Consider the following 15970-nt stretch of genomic DNA (forward strand, 5'->3'; position numbering starts at 1 on the left):
CGGAAAACGGCTCAGGCGAATGACGATCCGTTGGGCTTTTTGCTCCCAGCAGCAGGAGCGAGATAGTGTCGAACCACGGGCGGAGCATCACCGACGTGGAACGCAAGAGCCTGTTGCTGGACATCGCGGTCCGCGACCGTCGAACGCTCATGCTGGCGCAGGTGCTCGAGCCACGACGCAACGAGGAAATATTCCAGAAAACGACCCGGCTGCGCAGCGTCCTCGAAGAGTCCCCACGCGTAGGCCCCATCGCGCCGGCGTGCCTCGCTCAGTTGATCGAGCGTCGCAACGAACTCGGCTGATTGCGACGTGTCGATGTGGTAATCGATCGTCACCATCACCGGACCGCGGTCGTGGCTCATCGACGCATCGACGACGGGCGCGGGCCAGTGCATCGAAGGCGCAAGACCGCCGGAATCGCCTTGCTGCAACTTGAAGCGCCATGTCAGTGGAATCGCGAGCAAGGCGCCCGCGCTCGCGGCGAAGAGCGCCGCCGGAATGCCGAGATGACTCGCCACCTGTCCCCACACAAGGCTGCCGGCACTCATCGAGCCGAAGAACACTGTCACAAAAATCGAGAGTCCGCGCGCCCGCACCCACTGCGGCAGGCTCACCTGAGCGGACACGTTGAGCGTGGTTAGCACGGCAATCCACGACGCGCCCGCGATGAAGCTCGCCGCCGCTGCCACCACCGGGTTGCGCACGGTGGCGAACGCGAGCAGCGTGAGCACCGTGCCGATGGTGCCAAGCGCGACGACGCGGTCGGAACGGAGCGAGCGGCGCAACGCGGGCAGAATCAATGCTCCGAGGACAGCACCCACGCCGACGCTCGCGAGCAGGACGCCATAGAGCTGGGCACCGCCGCCGAGCACCGTACGCGCAATCAGCGGCAACATCGCCCAGTACGCGCTTGCGAAGAGGAAGAAGGCAGCGGCGCGCGTCAACGTGGACTTCAGGGGACGACTGTGCCACGCATATCGGACGCCTGCGGCCATCGCGCCCAACAGGTCCTCGGGTGGCAACTTTCGCTCCGTGCCCGCCTGAGGTCGCCACCAGAGGAGCGCGGCGACCACCAGCGTGTAGCTCACTGCGTTGATGAGAAACGGGGCTGCCTGCCCAATGGCCGTGATGATGTAGCCTGCAAGGGCCGGACCGATCGCGCGGCTGATGTTGACGCCCACGCTGTTGGTCGCCACTGCCTGCTGCAACGTGTCACGCGGCACGAGATCGGGCACGATCGCCTGCCAGGCGGGCATCGTAATCGCAGCGCCCACACCCATTGCGAACGTGAAGCAAAGCAGCAGTAGTGGACTGGCCGCGCCGAGGTAGACGACGATGCCGAGCGCAGCCGCGACGACACCCAGCACGAACTGCACGATGACCAACATCCTGCGCCGGTCGGCGATGTCGGCGAGCGCGCCGGCCGGAAGCGCCAGCAGGAATACCGGCAACGTGGTAGCCGTCTGCACGAGGGCCACCCAAACCGGCGAAGGCGACATGCCAGTCATCAGCCAGCCGGCTCCGACGTCATGCATCCAGGTGCCGATATTGGAGAGCACCGTGGCAAGCCACAGTACGGTGAATGCCCTATATGCGAAAGCAGAGCGCGGTGCGACCGGCCTGCCGGGCGCCGTGCCCGTCGGGTCGGGTGTGGCTTTGCCGTCCTTCAATCATTGCTCCGGGTTTCCGGGACCTTGACGCGCTTAGGGCGAATCTCCGCAACAAGGCCCTGTCGGATCGAGACACGCGCCAACGAAAGCCCGATACAACGGGGCACGGTGGCGCGCATCCGCCACCGATTACCTGGCGGGCACGGCTGCAAGTACCTCATGCTCGCTCGCGGTCCGCTGCTTCGCCTTGTGGACCATCGTATAGGCGTAGTCCACGCCCATGCCGTATGCTCCCGAATGCTCCTTGACGATGGCCATCACCGCGTCGTAGGTCTCCTTGCGCGCCCAGTCGCGTTGCCATTCGAGCAGCACCTGTTGCCACGTCACCGGCACGGCGCCCGCCTGGATCATGCGTTGCATCGCAAAGTCGTGCGCGTCTTTCGACGTGCCGCCCGACGCATCCGCCACCATGTAGATTTCGTAGTCGCCCTCACCCATTGCGCACAAGGCGAACGAGTTGTTGCAGACCTCGGTCCACAGGCCCGAAACCACCACCTTCTTGCGCCCGTTCGCGGCCAGCGCGTCGCGCACCTTCTGATCGTCCCATGAGTTCATCGACGTGCGTTCGAGCAGTTTGTGCCCCGGAAAGACGTCGAGCAGTTCAGGATAAGTGAATCCGGAGAAGCTCTCGCTCTCCACCGTCGTAATGATGGTAGGAATATTGAAGACCTTTGCGGCCTTGGCGAGGCCGACCACATTGTTCTTGAGCACCTGGCGGTCCATCGACTGAACGCCGAATGCCATTTGTGGCTGCTGGTCGATGAAGATCATCTGGCAGTTCTGAGGCGTCAGGACTTCGAGTTTGGGATTGCTCATCGCGGAACCCCCATCCATGGAAGAAAGAGTGAATGTCACCATCCGATCAGGCGACACGACACAACCACAGCGGCAAAGACAGGCTACCCCGGCGTCGCGCGCTACATGACCCATTCCTGCTACAGGCAGCCCACGATCAAGACTAGAAAGCCGCCGGAAAAAAGGCAAGCCATTCGCTGCAACATGGGATCCTGCATGCCCCCGGCGACTGATCGAAGACATCGACTGCTACGCCGCAAACGAAAAAGAAGTTTTCCTTGACTATTCCCTTGCAATGCCATAGGGATCGCCCTTCGATGGTCTTGACCACACGATCAACGCAGGCGATGCCATCGCCTGCATTTACTCAGGTCACTCTCTGGCGACCATCTTCCAGATTTTCCGCCTATCATTCATGCTGCAATCAAGGCATCGCGGACGGGGCTCGCGCTTCGCATGAACCCTCTTCCATCGCTGCCGTCCGCCCGTCCGCCGTTGCTTCTCCTGATCCGTTCAACTCGCTGTCGTGCTGTCGTACCAAGCCGTCGTCTCGTTCGATCACGTGCGCTCCCTGTTCTTCAGAGGCGCAACATCAAGGGGTCAAGCCGATGAAAATGTATATCTTCTCCCTTCTCGCCGGCCTTCTTGTCGGCTTCATCTACAGCCTGATCCAGGTACGCTCGCCGGCGCCTCCGCTCGTTGCGCTCGTAGGGCTGCTCGGCATTCTCGCGGGCGAACAGATCATCCCGGTCGGCAAGCAGATGCTGGCGGGAAGTGGATTTCATACCGCCTGGCAAGAGTCGAAGTGCAACCAGCACATGTTCGGCACGCTGCCCGGCCGCAATGCTGGCGAGCCGAAAGGTGTCGCCTCCGCGAATGCACCGGAGAAACGCTCATGAGCACTTCTACGACGAAAGGCCCCGCTCTGATTCTTCATCACGGTCGCTTCACAACGCTCGACAGACGCAACCCGCAAGCGGAAGCGGTTGCGATCCGGGACGGGGTGTTCACCGCCGTGGGAAGCGACGCTGAGATCCTGCCGCTTGCGGGCGACGCCACGCAGATGATCGATCTCAAAGGTAAACGCGTGCTACCGGGCCTGATCGACAATCATCTGCATATCATTCGGGGCGGCCTGAACTTCAATATGGAACTGCGCTGGGACGGCGTGCAGTCGCTCGCCACCGCGATGGACATGCTCAGGCGTCAGGTGGCTGTCACGCCAGCGCCGCAATGGGTGCGCGTAGTGGGCGGCTTCACGGAACATCAGTTCGCCGAAAAGCGCCTGCCGACAATCGAGGAAATCAACGCGATCGCGCCCGACACGCCGGTCTTCATCCTGCATCTTTACGACCGCGCAATACTCAACGCCGCAGCGCTGCGCGTGGTGGGCTACACGAAGGAAACGCCCGAGCCGCCGGGCGGCGAAATCGTGCGCGATGCCGAGGGCAACCCCACCGGTCTCCTGCTCGCGAAGCCCAATGCCGCCATCCTGTACGCAACGCTGGCGAAGGGTCCAAAGCTACCGTTCGAATACCAGATCAATTCCACGCGTCACTTCATGCGCGAACTGAACCGCCTCGGCGTGACGGGTGCGATCGACGCCGGTGGCGGCTTCCAGAACTATCCGGAAGATTATGCGGTGATCCAGAAGCTTTCCGACGAAGGCCAGCTCACCATCCGTCTTGCGTACAACCTCTTCACGCAGAAGCCGAAAGCCGAGAAGGAAGACTTCCTGAACTGGACACAAACCTCGAGGTACAAACAGGGCACCGACTATTTCAGGCACAACGGCGCGGGTGAAATGCTCGTCTTTTCGGCCGCCGATTTCGAGGACTTCCGCCAGCCGCGCCCCGACATGCCGGGCGAGATGGAAAGCGAACTGGAAGAGGTGGTGCGCATCCTCGCGCAGAACCGCTGGCCGTGGCGCCTGCATGCCACTTACGACGAAACCATCAGCCGCGCGCTCGACGTGTTCGAGCGCGTGAACCGCGAGACGCCGCTCGCGGGCCTGAACTGGTTCTTCGACCACGCCGAAACGATCTCCGAGCGCTCGATGGATCGCATCGCCACACTCGGCGGCGGCATTGCAGTGCAGCATCGTATGGCGTACCAGGGCGAGTACTTCGTTGAGCGTTACGGCGCGCAGGCAGCCGAAGGCACGCCGCCCGTCGCGCGGATGCTCGAGAAAGGCGTCAAGGTGTCGGCCGGCACCGATGCGACGCGCGTCGCTTCGTACAACCCGTGGGTGTCGCTTGCCTGGCTCGTCACGGGCAAAACGGTGGCGGGCATGAGGCTCTACCCGCAACGCAACTGCATCGATCGCGAAACGGCGCTGCGCATGTGGACGGAGAACGTCACCTGGTTTTCGAATGAAGAAGGCAAGAAAGGACGCATCGAAAGTGGCCTGTTCGCCGATCTGATCGTCCCTGACCGCGACTTTATGTCGTGCCCTGACGCCGATATCTCCGACACGACGTCGACGCTTACGGTCGTCGGCGGCAAAGTCGTGTTCGCGTCCGGCCCCTTCGCGGAACTCGATACGCCGATACCGCCTGCGATGCCCGACTGGTCTCCGGTACGCACGTTCGGCGGATATGCTGCCTGGGGCAACGCGGGCGCGCCGCTGCAACGCAGCGCGGTGCAACTTTGCGCATGCGCGAGCCCTTGCGGACTGCATGGTCACGCCCACGCCAAGGCATGGTCGAGCACGCTGCCCGTGTCCGACCTGAGGGGCTTCTGGGGCGCCCTGGGATGCGCCTGCTGGGCGGTCTAGATGGACTTTGGCGGGAACGGTCGCGTTCGCCCTCGATGCGGGCTTGTGCTTCGCGCCCGCCTCCTGCGCTTACCTTCACTCAAACGGAAAACCAACGATGCGCACACCCGTCGTCACTGCTGCGTTCGTCAGCGCCATGGTGTTCGGCACTTGCGCCGCAACCTTGCCCGCGCTGGTACTCGCCCGCGAGGCCACGGCGACGCCGGCCGTCGCCGTGGCGCCGCAATACGGCACGACGCATGTCTACGTCGCGCCGGAAGACGTCGATCGTTTTGCTGCGAGCTTCGTTGCAACCTTCGGCGGCCAGAGCACGAAGCAGGTCGTCGCGACAGTCACGCCGACGCCGAGCAGCACGACATCGCAACTGTTGCAGACACCGGCCGGCACGGTGTCGCTCTTCGGCTTCAGCACGCCGGTGCCTTATCCCTTCGGCCTGGAACGCAACGGCGTTCTCGTGAGCGATATGGACGCCGCCGTCCGCGCGGCGCAGGCGGCGGGCGCGAGCGTAGTCGTCGCTCCGTTCCCCGATCCGATTGGCCGCGACGCGGTCATCCAGTGGCCCGGCGGCATCAACATGCAGATCTACTGGCACACGACGAAGCCCGCCTACGCGCCCTTCAGCACCGTACCCGAGAATCGCGTGTACGTGCCAGCCGATCGCGTGGCGTCGTTCGTGCGCGGCTTCCTCGCGTTTTCGCACGGGCGGGTTGAATCCGAAAACGCACGCGCGCCTGGCGTCGAGATCGGGCGCCCGAACGACACTTATCGGCGCATCCGCATATCGTCTGCCTTCGGCAGGATGGCCGTGCTCGTCACCGACGGACACCTGCCCTACCCGTACGGTTACGAGATGACCGGATACGAAGTCGCCAATCTCACCGACACGCTCGACAAGGCCAGGGCAGCCGGCGTGCGCATACTCGTCGAGCCTTACCGCAGCGAGGGACGGGAAGCTGCCATCGTGCAGTTTCCCGGCGGGTACATCGCGGAGATTCACGCGCCGGTCAGCCAGTAGCGCGGTCGAGGGGCAAAAGTAATGACTCGGCACGCCCCCGCATTCCGGCGCCCGCACAAGCAAAACCCGTCGGCAGGTCGCGTTTGCGATGAATCCCGCTCCCGCTGGGCCTGGCTCGTGTGCGCGCTGCTTCTTTGCATAGCGCCCGCGTCAGAGGCTGAGGAAACGGACATGACCATCGCGCCGGGTGCAGTCCCGGCGAAGCGCCCCGCTATCATGAGCAACCGCTGGCAGGAAGACTGGTCCGCGCTCGCCAACCCGGCGCTTCGCACCCAGCCATTGGATGCGCTGAAGTACATCCCGCTCTCGGCGACCGATCCGCAGAGCTACGTCTCGCTCGGCGTGACCCTGCGCGAGCGCTTTGAGTCATCGGATGCCGCCGGTTTCGGCGTAAATAACGTGGCCGGCGACTCATATCTGTTGCAGCGCCTCCAGTTCCACGTCGATGTCCACTTCAACAGCGAATGGGAGTTCTTTACGCAATTGGAGGACGTGCGCGCATATGGAAAGAACATCGTGACGCCAGTCGACAAGAATCCGCTCGACCTGCGGCTCGCGTTCCTCGCGTACGTGAAATCGTTCGACGCGGGCACGTTCAAGGCTCGCGTCGGCCGGCAAGACTTCTTGTTCGATCTTCAGCGATTCGTGTCGTCGCGCGACGGCCCAAACGTCAGGCAGTCGTTCGACGCGATCTGGGCCGACTGGGAGACGGGCCCGTGGCGTTTCATCGGCTTCGTGAGCCAGCCGGTCCAGTACAGCGACGTCAATCCGTTCGACGATACATCCAACAGCCACTTCCGCTTCCACACGCTGCGCGTCGAGCGCCATGTGCTTGGAACAAACGAGCTGTCGGCGTACTACTCGCTCTACCAACGCGACAATGCCAGCTATCTCGATGCGAGGGGCAGCGAACATCGCAATGTATTCGATGCACGCTTCGCTGGCGCGATGAACAGATTCGACTGGGACCTCGAAGCGATGGGCCAGACGGGTACGGTCGGACCGAAGGACATTCGCGCATGGGCTGCGGGCTCGCGTGTGGGCTACACCTTCAGCCATACGACCTGGACCCCGCGTATCGGCGTCCAGGTCGACGCCGCCTCCGGCGATCGCCATCCGGGGGATGGCACGCTCGGCACGTTCAATCCGCTCTTCCCGAACGGCTACTATTTCACACTGGCCGGCTTCACCGGCTACACCAATCTCGTCCACGTGAAGCCCTCCATCACTGTCAAGCCGATCGCGAAGCTCACGCTGCTGGCCGCAGTGGGCTTCCAGTGGCGCGCGACGACCGCCGACGCGATCTACACGCAGCCGAACGTGCCGATTGCCGGCACTGCCGGTCGAGGCAGCCACTGGTCGGGGGTCTATGGTCAGTTGCGCGCAGACTACGCATTCAATCCGAATCTGACCGGTGCGATCGAAGCGGTTCACTATCAGGTCGGCAGCGCAATACGCGACGCCGGGGGCCACAACGGCGATTACGTCGGCGCCGAACTCAAGTTCGGTTGGTAAAAGGCCGCCGCGACACGGCATTGCACATGCATCCAATCAGCTACCCGTTCGGGTGGTGTGCGCCGGTTGTCGATCTGCCATCCTGAATCCGCCCGTCGCCCCGTACTTGTGAAGGATCCGTGCGCGATGGGCGGCGTGAGGCACGAGCCGGTCGTGTCACTGTGGCAGGAGACTTCAGATGGAAAACGCATCGTCTAGCGGAAATCCGTTGCCGGAGCTGTCGGACAATCTGGCGGGAATTGTCGAGCGCGTCGGACGCGGCGTCGTCGCGGTACACGGCCGGCATCGGATTCCGTCAAGTGGGGTAATCTGGCGGAATGGCGTCGTCGTCACGGCTGCGCACACCCTCAAACGGGAGGACGGGATCGAGGTCACGCTGAGCGATGGCCGTACGGTCGCCGCAGTCCTCGCGGGCCGGGATACCGGCACCGACGTCGCCGTGCTGAAACTGGACGGCGTGGAGCTGGACCGGGTTGAGTCCGGCGATGCCCGCCTGCTCAAGGCGGGCCACCTTGTGCTTGCAGTCGCGCGGGCGGACGGGTTCAGCGTCAGCGCTGATTTTGGCGTGATCGGCAGCGCCGGTGGTCCATGGCGCACCTGGAGGGGCGGCCAGCTCGATGCGCTCGTGCAACTGGACGGCGGCCTGCGTCCAGGTTTCTCCGGCGCGGCCCTCGCGGATATGCGCGGCCAGGTCATGGGCATCTGCACATCCGCGCTCGCGCGTGGCGCCGGCATGGTGGTTCCCGCAATAACCGTGGAGCGCGTCACCGATGAACTGCTGGCTAAAGGGCGTGTCTCCCGGGGCTACCTTGGCGTCGGCACGCAGCAGGTAATCCTGTCGGATACGTGGATCAAGAAATTGAACCTGACTTCCAACCGCGGATTGCTGGTCAACTCACTCGCGCAGGGCGGACCCGCAGAACGGGCGGGCGTGCTCGTCGGCGATGTGCTGATTGAACTGGACGGCGCGCCTTGCCGAGGCATGGACGACCTGTACACCGCACTTGGCTCCGGCAGCATTGGACAGAGCTTGAAGATCGCGCTGATCCGGGGCGGCGAACGCACCGAGTGTTCCGTAACCGTTGGCGAACGCCCGCAACGGAATTCATGCCGGTGAGCGCCAGGCACCGGTCAAATGTCAGATGGACAGGTGGCATAGATGGGGCCGGTCCGGGTTGCGGTTGTCGCGGAATCGCCGCAGACGCGCATAAGCCTGCAAGCGCTTGTCGAGGCTAGTCCGGCACTCGCGTTCGCAGGTAGCGCAGCTGATGCCGACATGCTCGTCGATTGCCTTGCCGGTTCAATGCCGGATGTGGTCGTGATCGACGCGGAGCCACTGGCGAGCGACGCGCTCAAGGCTGCATTCGACCTGGGGCACGCGCCACCTGCGCTCGTCGTGTTGACCGACGACGCGGACACCGACTCGATCTTCGACGCTTTAACGGGCGATGCCACAGCGATCCTGCTGCGGGACACGATGCCAGGCGAAATCGTCGCGTCCATCGAAGCTGCGGCCGCGGGCCTTTGCGTACTGTCGCCGGAGATTCTCGCGAGGCTGCTCGACGGACGGAAACCGCCGCGTCAGACAGCATCCCGAGTGCCATTTGAAACTCTGACCTTACGCGAGATCGAAGTACTGGCGATGCTCGCTGAAGGGCTGGGCAACAAGGAGATCGCGCGGCAACTCGACATCTCGGACAACACGGTGAAATTCCACCTCTCCTCCATTTTTGGCAAGCTGGGCGCGACCAACCGCACCGAAGCCGTGATGCTCGGCATGCGGCACGGATTCATCATGGTGTAGCGTGTCGGCGCAGCGTCGATGCGGCTGGCTCGTCTATGGGCGGCCGTAGGCCGATCCAGGCGGATCATGTCGACCCGAAGCGGTCTTACCTGCTTACGATTGGCGGCCGCTTCCAGGGGGAAGCCGTGATTCGCCCTCTCGCTTCAGCTGGCAAATCCTCCCGTTGGACCGGTCGAGCACGGCCACCGGCATACGCCAATAGTCGAAAAGACTCACGACGCCCGCAACTCACGGACCCCCTTGCCTAGCCGCCGCCGCAGTAGCGTGCGCAATGTGACGCCGTCTGCGTAGCCGACCCGCTCCGCGATACGGTCCACGCTGTCCTTGCTCGTCTTCAGCAGATGAACGGCGCGTTCGACCCGCAGATCCTGTATGTACTCTACGGGCGTTTTACCGAGCACTTCATTCAGGCGTCGCGTCAAGGTCCGCTTGCTCGTCGCCAGGGCGTCCGCAGCGTCGTCGAGTGCAATTGCCGTGTCGAGGTGTTCGCGCACCCAGCGGTCGAAACGTGCGACGAGCGGGTCCGAATGGGACAGGTGATCGGAGATCGCAAAGGCGGACTGCGACGGCCGCGAATCGAATACAAGGTAGCTGGCCACAAGCGCCGCAAGCTCAGGGCTGTTGTTGCGGATCAGCCAGAGCGCCAGGTCCAGATGGCCCAGCGCGGCCCCCGCCGTCACCATGCTGCCGCTGGGCACGACAATGCGATGCGCGTCCAGGTGCACCTCGGGGTAACGCTGCCGGAACACCGGCGAGAGCCACCAGGTGGTCGTGGCTTCGCGCCCATTGAGCAAGCCGCTTTCGGCCAGCACGAAGGTTCCCGTACAGGCGGCTCCGAGATGGGCGCCGGCACTGTGCCACGTGCGCAAGGCCCCTAGCGCATCGATCACGTCGGCCCGGCCGAGCGAAGGCACGAGCAGGTCCGTCGTCGTCCTGTTGAGCGCCGGTACGACGACCCAATCCGGGGCGGGGGCGTCGGTCATATCGTGGACGGGAACCTGCAGTCCAAGCGCGGTGCGCACCTCTGGCCGCATGCCCGCCACGGTGATTTCGAAGCCCGGTGTGGCCATCCCCGTCGCGCGCGCGAGTTCGTTGGCCGTCGTCAAGGCATCGAGCACGGTGGTGAGGCCGGTGTCGAACACGCCCTCGAGCGCGAGAACAAAAATCCTCATGGCAGGATCGGTATCAAAATTGTCGATTGAGACAGTGTTCTCCAACACGCCGCGTTTGTAAAGTGCACTCATCGCGTGGCCCCTCACGCGGACACTGGAGAACACAGATGATCAAGCACGCTTTATTTGTCAGACTTGAAGCCAAGCCCGGTAAGGAGCAGGCGGTAGCGGACTTTCTTGCCGACGGCCTGGAAATGACGAATCAGGAGGCCACGACGCCGATCTGGTTCGCCCTCAGGCTGTCGCCGAACACGTTCGGTGTCTTCGACGCTTTTGCGAGTGAAGAGGATCGCCAGGCGCACCTTGCCGGCAACATGGCAAAGAGCCTGATGGCGCGGGTCGACGAGATGCTGGCACGCCCGCCTACGGTCGAGACGTTCGACGTTCTGGCCATGAAGAACGCGCTGGCCTGAAGCCCCTGTACATGAGTATGCGAAAGCAATTATGGAGATTGAAATGTTCGCACTACGGAAGATTGTTTTCGCTGCCGTCATGGTCGCCATGGGCAGCACGATGGCCCACGCCGAGACTGGCGCGGCGACGAAAGATATCGTCATTGTTCACGGCGCGCTCGTGGACGGCTCTGGCTGGCGAGGCGTGTACGACATCCTGTCGAAAGACGGCTACCACGTGAGTATCGTGCAGGAGCCGCTGACCAGCCTCGACGAGGACGTCGACGCTACCAAACGGGTCATCGACCGGCAACCGGGCTCTGTCGTGCTGGTCGGTCATAGCTATGGCGGTTCTGTGATCACGGACGCAGGCGCCGACCCGAAGGTCAGCGCACTCGTTTATGTCGCCGCCCTGCAACCCGACAAGGGTGAAGCCAGCGGCCAACTCTTGCAGAAGTTTGCCGCGCCAAACGATGCCATGCGCGCCACGCCGGACAAATACTTCTACATCCCGCCGGCAAAATTCCGCGAGACCTATGCGCAGGATCTCTCGCCTTCAGAAGCGCAATTCCTGGCGGACTCGCAGCAGCCACTCGCGCAGAAAGCCGTGGCAGCCCCTGTGCCTGTCGCGGCATGGCGAAGCAAGCCTAGCTATGCGGTGCTGACCACCCAGGATCATGTCGTGAGCCCCCAGCTTCAGCGCTGGATGTATCAACGCTCGGGCGCCAAGGTGACCGAAGTGAGCGCAGGCCACGCTGTCTATATCTCGCATCCGGACGCGGTCGCTCGAGTCATCGAGGCTGCCGCCAGGTAGGCCAGCATAGACGCCAGGGCGTGCTGTCCGCGGCCTTGCGCACACCGGGACATAACCCGGGCGTGAGGCCGTGCGAATCGCGCCATCAACCCACCATGGAAGTCGCTCCCATGCTCCTGCTACTGATCCTTGCTTACCTGGGCGGGGTACTCGCCATTCTGAGTCCCTGCATCCTTGCCGTGCTGCCTTTCGTATTCGCGCGCGCTGACCGGCCGATCGCGCGCAATGGACTGCCCATGCTGGCCGGCATGGCGCTCACCTTCGCCGCAGTTGCCACCCTGGCCGCTCTCGGCGGCGGCGGGGCCGTCCACGCGAATCAGTATGGCCGCATCGTGGCCCTCGCCGTGCTCGGCCTGACCTTGCTTTCGAAGCGCGTCGCCGAATGGATCACCCACCCGTTCGTGACGTTCGGCAATACGCTCACCGAGCGCAGCGGGAGCCAAAGCGATTCCATGCTCTCGGCGGCGGGGCTGGGCGTGGCCACAGGGCGGCTAGGGGCGCCCTGCGCAGGCCCCATCCCGGGCCGGCTGCTCACGGGTGCGGCCTTGAACGGCGCCAGCCTCACGATTACCTTCCTGCAACTCACCTACGCGGTCGGCGCAGCAACCTCGCTCGCGCCGGTCCTGCTGATTGGCGGGCGCGTCTTCGCCATCATGAAGCGTTCGCCTGGCGCCGGCGACCTGGTGCGCCGCACTTTGGGCGTGCTGGTGCTCGCGGGGGTGGCCGCCATTGCGCTTGGCCTGGATACGCACCTGCTGACATGGGTGTCGCTGGCGAGCACCGGCGGAATCGAACAGAAGCTGATCGACGCGATACATCTCGTTGGTCCCGTGCAGGCCGCTGCCAGAGCCGTGGGCGCGCTGCCGGTGGAAGGCGAGCTGCCTTCTCTTGCCGGCGCCACCCGGTGGCTCAACAGCCCGGCGCTCAATGCACAGTCGCTGCGCGGCAAGGCGATTTGATGAGCAACCACGCTGGAGGCATGTCCAGCCAGGTTTTTCATTGACTGCCCATTGACTGCGCTATGGAATCCACAGCAATGGGGGTGACGCGTACATCATAAGAAAGTCACTCGAGTGGAAGAGCGGTAAAAATGGTCTACGATTGATAAGGAACCGCCCCACCTCTCAGGAGGATTCGTCATGAAGAATTCTATTGTGGCCGTACTGGGCATTCTATTCGGCGCGGCAAGCATCGCTCCCGCAATCGCACAGACTTCCCCTTCCATGCCTTCGGATCCGTCGCCGCCTCTGACACGCGCCGACGTCAACGCCGACCTTGTCGCCTGGCGTGCCGCGGGATTCAAACCGCCAATCAATTTCGAACACTACCCAGCCAACGCTCAACAAGCGGGTCGAAGCGTCGCCGAACAGCGTGCACAGGCGTCGGGTCAGCACTAGCGGACCAGAAAGGCCTTCTACAGGGCACCGTTGGAAGCGCTCGTCCGGACTTCTTCTGCTTCGCAGTGCAGCATCGAATTGATATCCGCCGTGCGGCTGTTTCTGCACCGGCGGCACCGTGCAAAACAGTCGTGTTCGCTCATCGACCGGGAACAAGGGCGAGTACCCGAAGCGGACTACCAGAGCCTGCTTGAATTTTCAGCGGTGCGGCAAGAATCACGGCCCCAGTTGGCGGCAGTTCGTGCAGATTCTTCAGGCACTGCAACCCGTAACGGTTGGCCCCATGCATCAGCGTATGGCACGGATACGGAATTGGCCACGCATAAGATTGGCCAGCATCGGTGTTGATCGTTTCGACGCCAAAGCCGTGTACGTGCCGTTCGTGAATCAGCCACTCGACAGTTTCTTGCGTCGGCCCCGGCGTGTGTGCGCCGTCCTCACGCAAGTTGACGAATTCAGCTGGGTCTGTGCGTCTGGACCAGTCAGTGCGGAATAACACCCATGCGGACGCCGGTATCTTGCCGTGCTGCGCCTCCCAGCGCTGGAGGAACTCCCTGGTGAGCAACCAGTCGGGATTAGCCGCCACCTCTTGACTGGCGTCAATCACGACCGCCGGCGCAATGAAGTTATTCACGTCGATGGTGTCGACTGCATTGCGCGCGTGATTCTTGCCGCTAACCCAATGAACCGGAGCGTCGAAGTGCGTCCCGGTATGCTCGCCACACGAAAAATTGTTCCAATACCACCCCGGACCCTTTTCGTCGTACCGGCTGATCTGCTCCATCTTGAACGCCCACACCTGGCCGAATTCAGGCGGCAATGCCAAGGCGGGGAAATCCGGGGAAAGGGTCTGCGTCAAATCGACGACGCGAACTTTTTCGGCCGAGATTTCGCTGATGAGTTGTTCGAGAACTGTTGTCATATGGAATATGTCAGTTAAATCTGTGATAGGTGAACAGCACGAAGCGAAGAGAACACGATGCCGGCGGGATCGCACTCGGAAAAGTGGAACCGGTGCATGCGTTTGAATGAAACCTTACCCATCGCATTTCCGTATGGCGTTTCGATTCGATTTGTTGCTACGTCCACGCTTCGCGCTCAGGCCAACGCGTGCCGCCCGAGCGCTTCCTGCAGCTTTTTGCCGTGCTCGTCGGCGAGCGCCGCTTCGCGCAACTCACGCAGCGTGGCGGGCGCCAGCAGCGCGCCCGCGCGGGCCACGGCGGTCATCACCGTCTCGTAGTTGGCCAGCCCGCGCGCGTGCGTGTCGCTGTAGCCCTTGACGAGCCGCTGGCATTGGGCGACCTCGACGGCGAGCGCCGGATTGCGTTGCGCCGCGTCGAGCAGTTGGCTCAGCCAATGTTCGATGCGCGCATTTTCCACCTGGTAGCGCAGCGTGGCGCGGCGCCAGCCGCGCATGCGCGACACCGCGTAAAGCATTAGGTAGCCGCGCAGCGAGCTGGTGGTCACCACACGGCCCTCCCGCGTGAAACGGCGCACGAGGCGATGCACCCAGTGCGGACGCATCAGCCATCTGCCGAGCGACGCAGGCAGCGTTTCGCAGATTTCTTCGATCCGCGGATGCATGAACTCGTTGATCGCGAGGAGTTGATCCACTTGTGCGCGCACTTCGCTGCGTACCCGCTCGAAGCGTGAACCACGTGTCTTGAGATCGGCCACGCGGATGGTGTCCTCGTACGACATCCACAGCGCCAGGTGGCGCGCGGTCTCGCGCACGAGCACGATGTCCTGCTGCCTGAGCGCGCGCCCAACTTCGGCAAGGCGATCGAGATAGAGTCCTGCGTAGTCGGGATCCTGGTAGTCGATCAGGCGGCGCACACCCTCGGTCACAATTTGCTGGACCTCGACGGGGAATTGAGTGCGAACGCGTTCGACGAGAGCCGCCACTTTCGCGTCGCGTGGCTTCGCGTCGCTGCCGACAGTCGCGAATTCCGCGGCGGCGTCAACAGACTGCTCGACTTCGTTCGCCTTCAGATACGCCACGCCGAATGCGTGCAGGCTCGGCTTGACACCAACGCCGCGACGTTCGATTGTCGCCTCGAATTGCTCGCGGCTGAACGCTAGCACGCCCGTGCCGGCCAACGCGCCGAACAGCACAGCGCTGATCACGCTGCCAGAGGCTTCGGCCGCCTGAGCCATATCGAAGCGCACGAAACGCTTCGCCGACTTGCCGGCATGCGCGATCAGCGCGTCGCTATCCACGCGCCCATCGCCCATTGCTGTCTTCTCGGCAATCGAATAGACGCGGTGGGTCGAGGCCACGAGCGTGGTGCGATCCGGCGTCACGAGACCGCGCTGCACCGCACGACCGGCTTCCATCAACTCGGAAGCAAGCACGACGTCGACGTCGCCGGGCAGCGGCATCAGCGCGAGCACTGGCGCGCGGCCGGCATGGTCCGCGAGCTCCCGTGGAAACAGTTCGACGTAATAGATCGTCGCGCCGGTGCGTTGCGCCACACCCGGCACCGAGGTGGTCTGCGCGTAGTAGCCGTTGTGTTCGCCGAGATCGACGATCCAGTCGGCGAGCACGCCGCCGCCCTCGCCGCCCATGGCGAGAATGGCGATTTTGATCGGTTGGGCTTTCATAGTGGAACTCTCATTG

At 63.3% G+C, this 15970-nt stretch carries 14 protein-coding genes and 1 pseudogene; 10 read left to right on the top strand and 5 right to left on the bottom strand.

All coding sequences use genetic code 11. The annotated features are described in order from the left end of the window. Positions 1 to 11: 11 nt before the first annotated feature. Both HV744_RS14870 and HV744_RS14875 read right to left on the bottom strand, forming a co-directional pair. Complete coding sequence (locus HV744_RS14870; protein ID WP_175150240.1) at positions 12 to 1670, bottom strand: MFS transporter; 1659 nt, start codon at positions 1668 to 1670, stop codon at positions 12 to 14. 129 nt (positions 1671 to 1799) lie between these two features. After that, positions 1800 to 2486 (bottom strand): hydrolase, encoded by a 687-nt coding sequence (locus HV744_RS14875; protein ID WP_175150241.1) that lies wholly within the window; start codon positions 2484 to 2486, stop codon positions 1800 to 1802. Between the two features lie 587 nt (positions 2487 to 3073). On the opposite strand from HV744_RS14875, the gene HV744_RS14880 reads away from it, so the two are divergent. The 6 genes from HV744_RS14880 to HV744_RS14905 all read left to right on the top strand — a co-directional run bounded on the left by HV744_RS14880 (position 3074) and on the right by HV744_RS14905 (position 9575). Continuing rightward, positions 3074 to 3364 carry a XapX domain-containing protein gene (locus HV744_RS14880; RefSeq protein ID WP_175150242.1) on the top strand — a complete coding sequence of 97 codons (291 nt, stop codon included), beginning with the start codon at positions 3074 to 3076 and terminating at the stop codon, positions 3362 to 3364. Then, positions 3361 to 5241: an amidohydrolase gene (locus tag HV744_RS14885; RefSeq protein ID WP_175150243.1), complete on the top strand. Its 1881-nt coding sequence runs from the start codon at positions 3361 to 3363 to the stop codon at positions 5239 to 5241. Before HV744_RS14880 ends, HV744_RS14885 begins: the two co-directional genes overlap by 4 nt. 136 nt (positions 5242 to 5377) lie before the next feature. Next, on the top strand, positions 5378 to 6256 hold the full coding sequence (locus HV744_RS14890) for a VOC family protein (protein ID WP_175150293.1): 879 nt from the start codon (positions 5378 to 5380) through the stop codon (positions 6254 to 6256). A gap of 171 nt (positions 6257 to 6427) precedes the next feature. Further along, positions 6428 to 7771 (top strand): alginate export family protein, encoded by a 1344-nt coding sequence (locus HV744_RS14895; RefSeq protein ID WP_175150244.1) that lies wholly within the window; start codon positions 6428 to 6430, stop codon positions 7769 to 7771. Between the two features lie 178 nt (positions 7772 to 7949). Further along, positions 7950 to 8888 carry a S1C family serine protease gene (locus tag HV744_RS14900; protein ID WP_175150245.1) on the top strand — a complete coding sequence of 313 codons (939 nt, stop codon included), beginning with the start codon at positions 7950 to 7952 and terminating at the stop codon, positions 8886 to 8888. 195 nt (positions 8889 to 9083) lie between these two features. Further along, entirely contained in the window at positions 9084 to 9575 is a 492-nt protein-coding gene (locus tag HV744_RS14905) for a response regulator transcription factor (RefSeq protein WP_246279048.1), read from the top strand. Positions 9576 to 9787: 212 nt separating this feature from the next. Here HV744_RS14905 and HV744_RS14910 read toward each other — a convergent pair whose 3' ends face one another. Continuing rightward, positions 9788 to 10747, bottom strand: coding sequence for a GlxA family transcriptional regulator (locus HV744_RS14910; RefSeq protein WP_175150294.1), 960 nt, complete (start codon positions 10745 to 10747; stop codon positions 9788 to 9790). 107 nt (positions 10748 to 10854) lie between these two features. On the opposite strand from HV744_RS14910, the gene HV744_RS14915 reads away from it, so the two are divergent. The 4 genes and pseudogenes from HV744_RS14915 (at position 10855) to HV744_RS14930 (ending at position 13350) form a co-directional block, all read left to right on the top strand. Beyond that, the gene (locus tag HV744_RS14915; protein WP_175150247.1) at positions 10855 to 11160 is read left to right on the top strand and encodes a putative quinol monooxygenase; all 306 of its coding nucleotides are present in this window, start codon (positions 10855 to 10857) and stop codon (positions 11158 to 11160) included. A gap of 31 nt (positions 11161 to 11191) precedes the next feature. Then, positions 11192 to 11953, top strand: a complete 762-nt coding sequence (locus HV744_RS14920; protein ID WP_246279049.1) for an alpha/beta fold hydrolase — start codon at positions 11192 to 11194, stop codon at positions 11951 to 11953. 110 nt (positions 11954 to 12063) lie between these two features. Next, positions 12064 to 12909 (top strand): annotated as a pseudogene (locus tag HV744_RS14925) (cytochrome c biogenesis CcdA family protein); the annotation flags it as partial. Positions 12910 to 13092: 183 nt separating this feature from the next. Then, positions 13093 to 13350: a DUF4148 domain-containing protein gene (locus tag HV744_RS14930; protein ID WP_175150249.1), complete on the top strand. Its 258-nt coding sequence runs from the start codon at positions 13093 to 13095 to the stop codon at positions 13348 to 13350. A 139-nt stretch (positions 13351 to 13489) separates the two neighbouring features. Here the strand turns inward: HV744_RS14930 and HV744_RS14935 are convergent, their stop codons facing one another. Then, positions 13490 to 14272 carry a cyclase family protein gene (locus HV744_RS14935; RefSeq protein ID WP_175150250.1) on the bottom strand — a complete coding sequence of 261 codons (783 nt, stop codon included), beginning with the start codon at positions 14270 to 14272 and terminating at the stop codon, positions 13490 to 13492. Positions 14273 to 14448: 176 nt separating this feature from the next. Further along, positions 14449 to 15954 carry an indolepyruvate oxidoreductase subunit beta family protein gene (locus HV744_RS14940; RefSeq protein ID WP_175150251.1) on the bottom strand — a complete coding sequence of 502 codons (1506 nt, stop codon included), beginning with the start codon at positions 15952 to 15954 and terminating at the stop codon, positions 14449 to 14451. Positions 15955 to 15970: the final 16 nt, after the last annotated feature.

Source organism: Paraburkholderia ultramafica (assembly GCF_902859915.1).
Lineage (GTDB): Bacteria > Pseudomonadota > Gammaproteobacteria > Burkholderiales > Burkholderiaceae > Paraburkholderia > Paraburkholderia ultramafica.

Coding starts and splice junctions, on each gene's coding strand:
- HV744_RS14875 (WP_175150241.1), bottom strand. CDS start 2,486: ATGAGCAATCCCAAACTCGAAGTCCTGACGCCTCAGAACTGCCAGATG.
- HV744_RS14880 (WP_175150242.1), top strand. CDS start 3,074: ATGAAAATGTATATCTTCTCCCTTCTCGCCGGCCTTCTTGTCGGCTTC.
- HV744_RS14885 (WP_175150243.1), top strand. CDS start 3,361: ATGAGCACTTCTACGACGAAAGGCCCCGCTCTGATTCTTCATCACGGT.
- HV744_RS14890 (WP_175150293.1), top strand. CDS start 5,378: ATGGTGTTCGGCACTTGCGCCGCAACCTTGCCCGCGCTGGTACTCGCC.
- HV744_RS14895 (WP_175150244.1), top strand. CDS start 6,428: ATGACCATCGCGCCGGGTGCAGTCCCGGCGAAGCGCCCCGCTATCATG.
- HV744_RS14900 (WP_175150245.1), top strand. CDS start 7,950: ATGGAAAACGCATCGTCTAGCGGAAATCCGTTGCCGGAGCTGTCGGAC.
- HV744_RS14910 (WP_175150294.1), bottom strand. CDS start 10,747: ATGAGGATTTTTGTTCTCGCGCTCGAGGGCGTGTTCGACACCGGCCTC.
- HV744_RS14915 (WP_175150247.1), top strand. CDS start 10,855: ATGATCAAGCACGCTTTATTTGTCAGACTTGAAGCCAAGCCCGGTAAG.
- HV744_RS14920 (WP_246279049.1), top strand. CDS start 11,192: ATGGAGATTGAAATGTTCGCACTACGGAAGATTGTTTTCGCTGCCGTC.
- HV744_RS14930 (WP_175150249.1), top strand. CDS start 13,093: ATGAAGAATTCTATTGTGGCCGTACTGGGCATTCTATTCGGCGCGGCA.
- HV744_RS14935 (WP_175150250.1), bottom strand. CDS start 14,272: ATGACAACAGTTCTCGAACAACTCATCAGCGAAATCTCGGCCGAAAAA.
- HV744_RS14940 (WP_175150251.1), bottom strand. CDS start 15,954: ATGAAAGCCCAACCGATCAAAATCGCCATTCTCGCCATGGGCGGCGAG.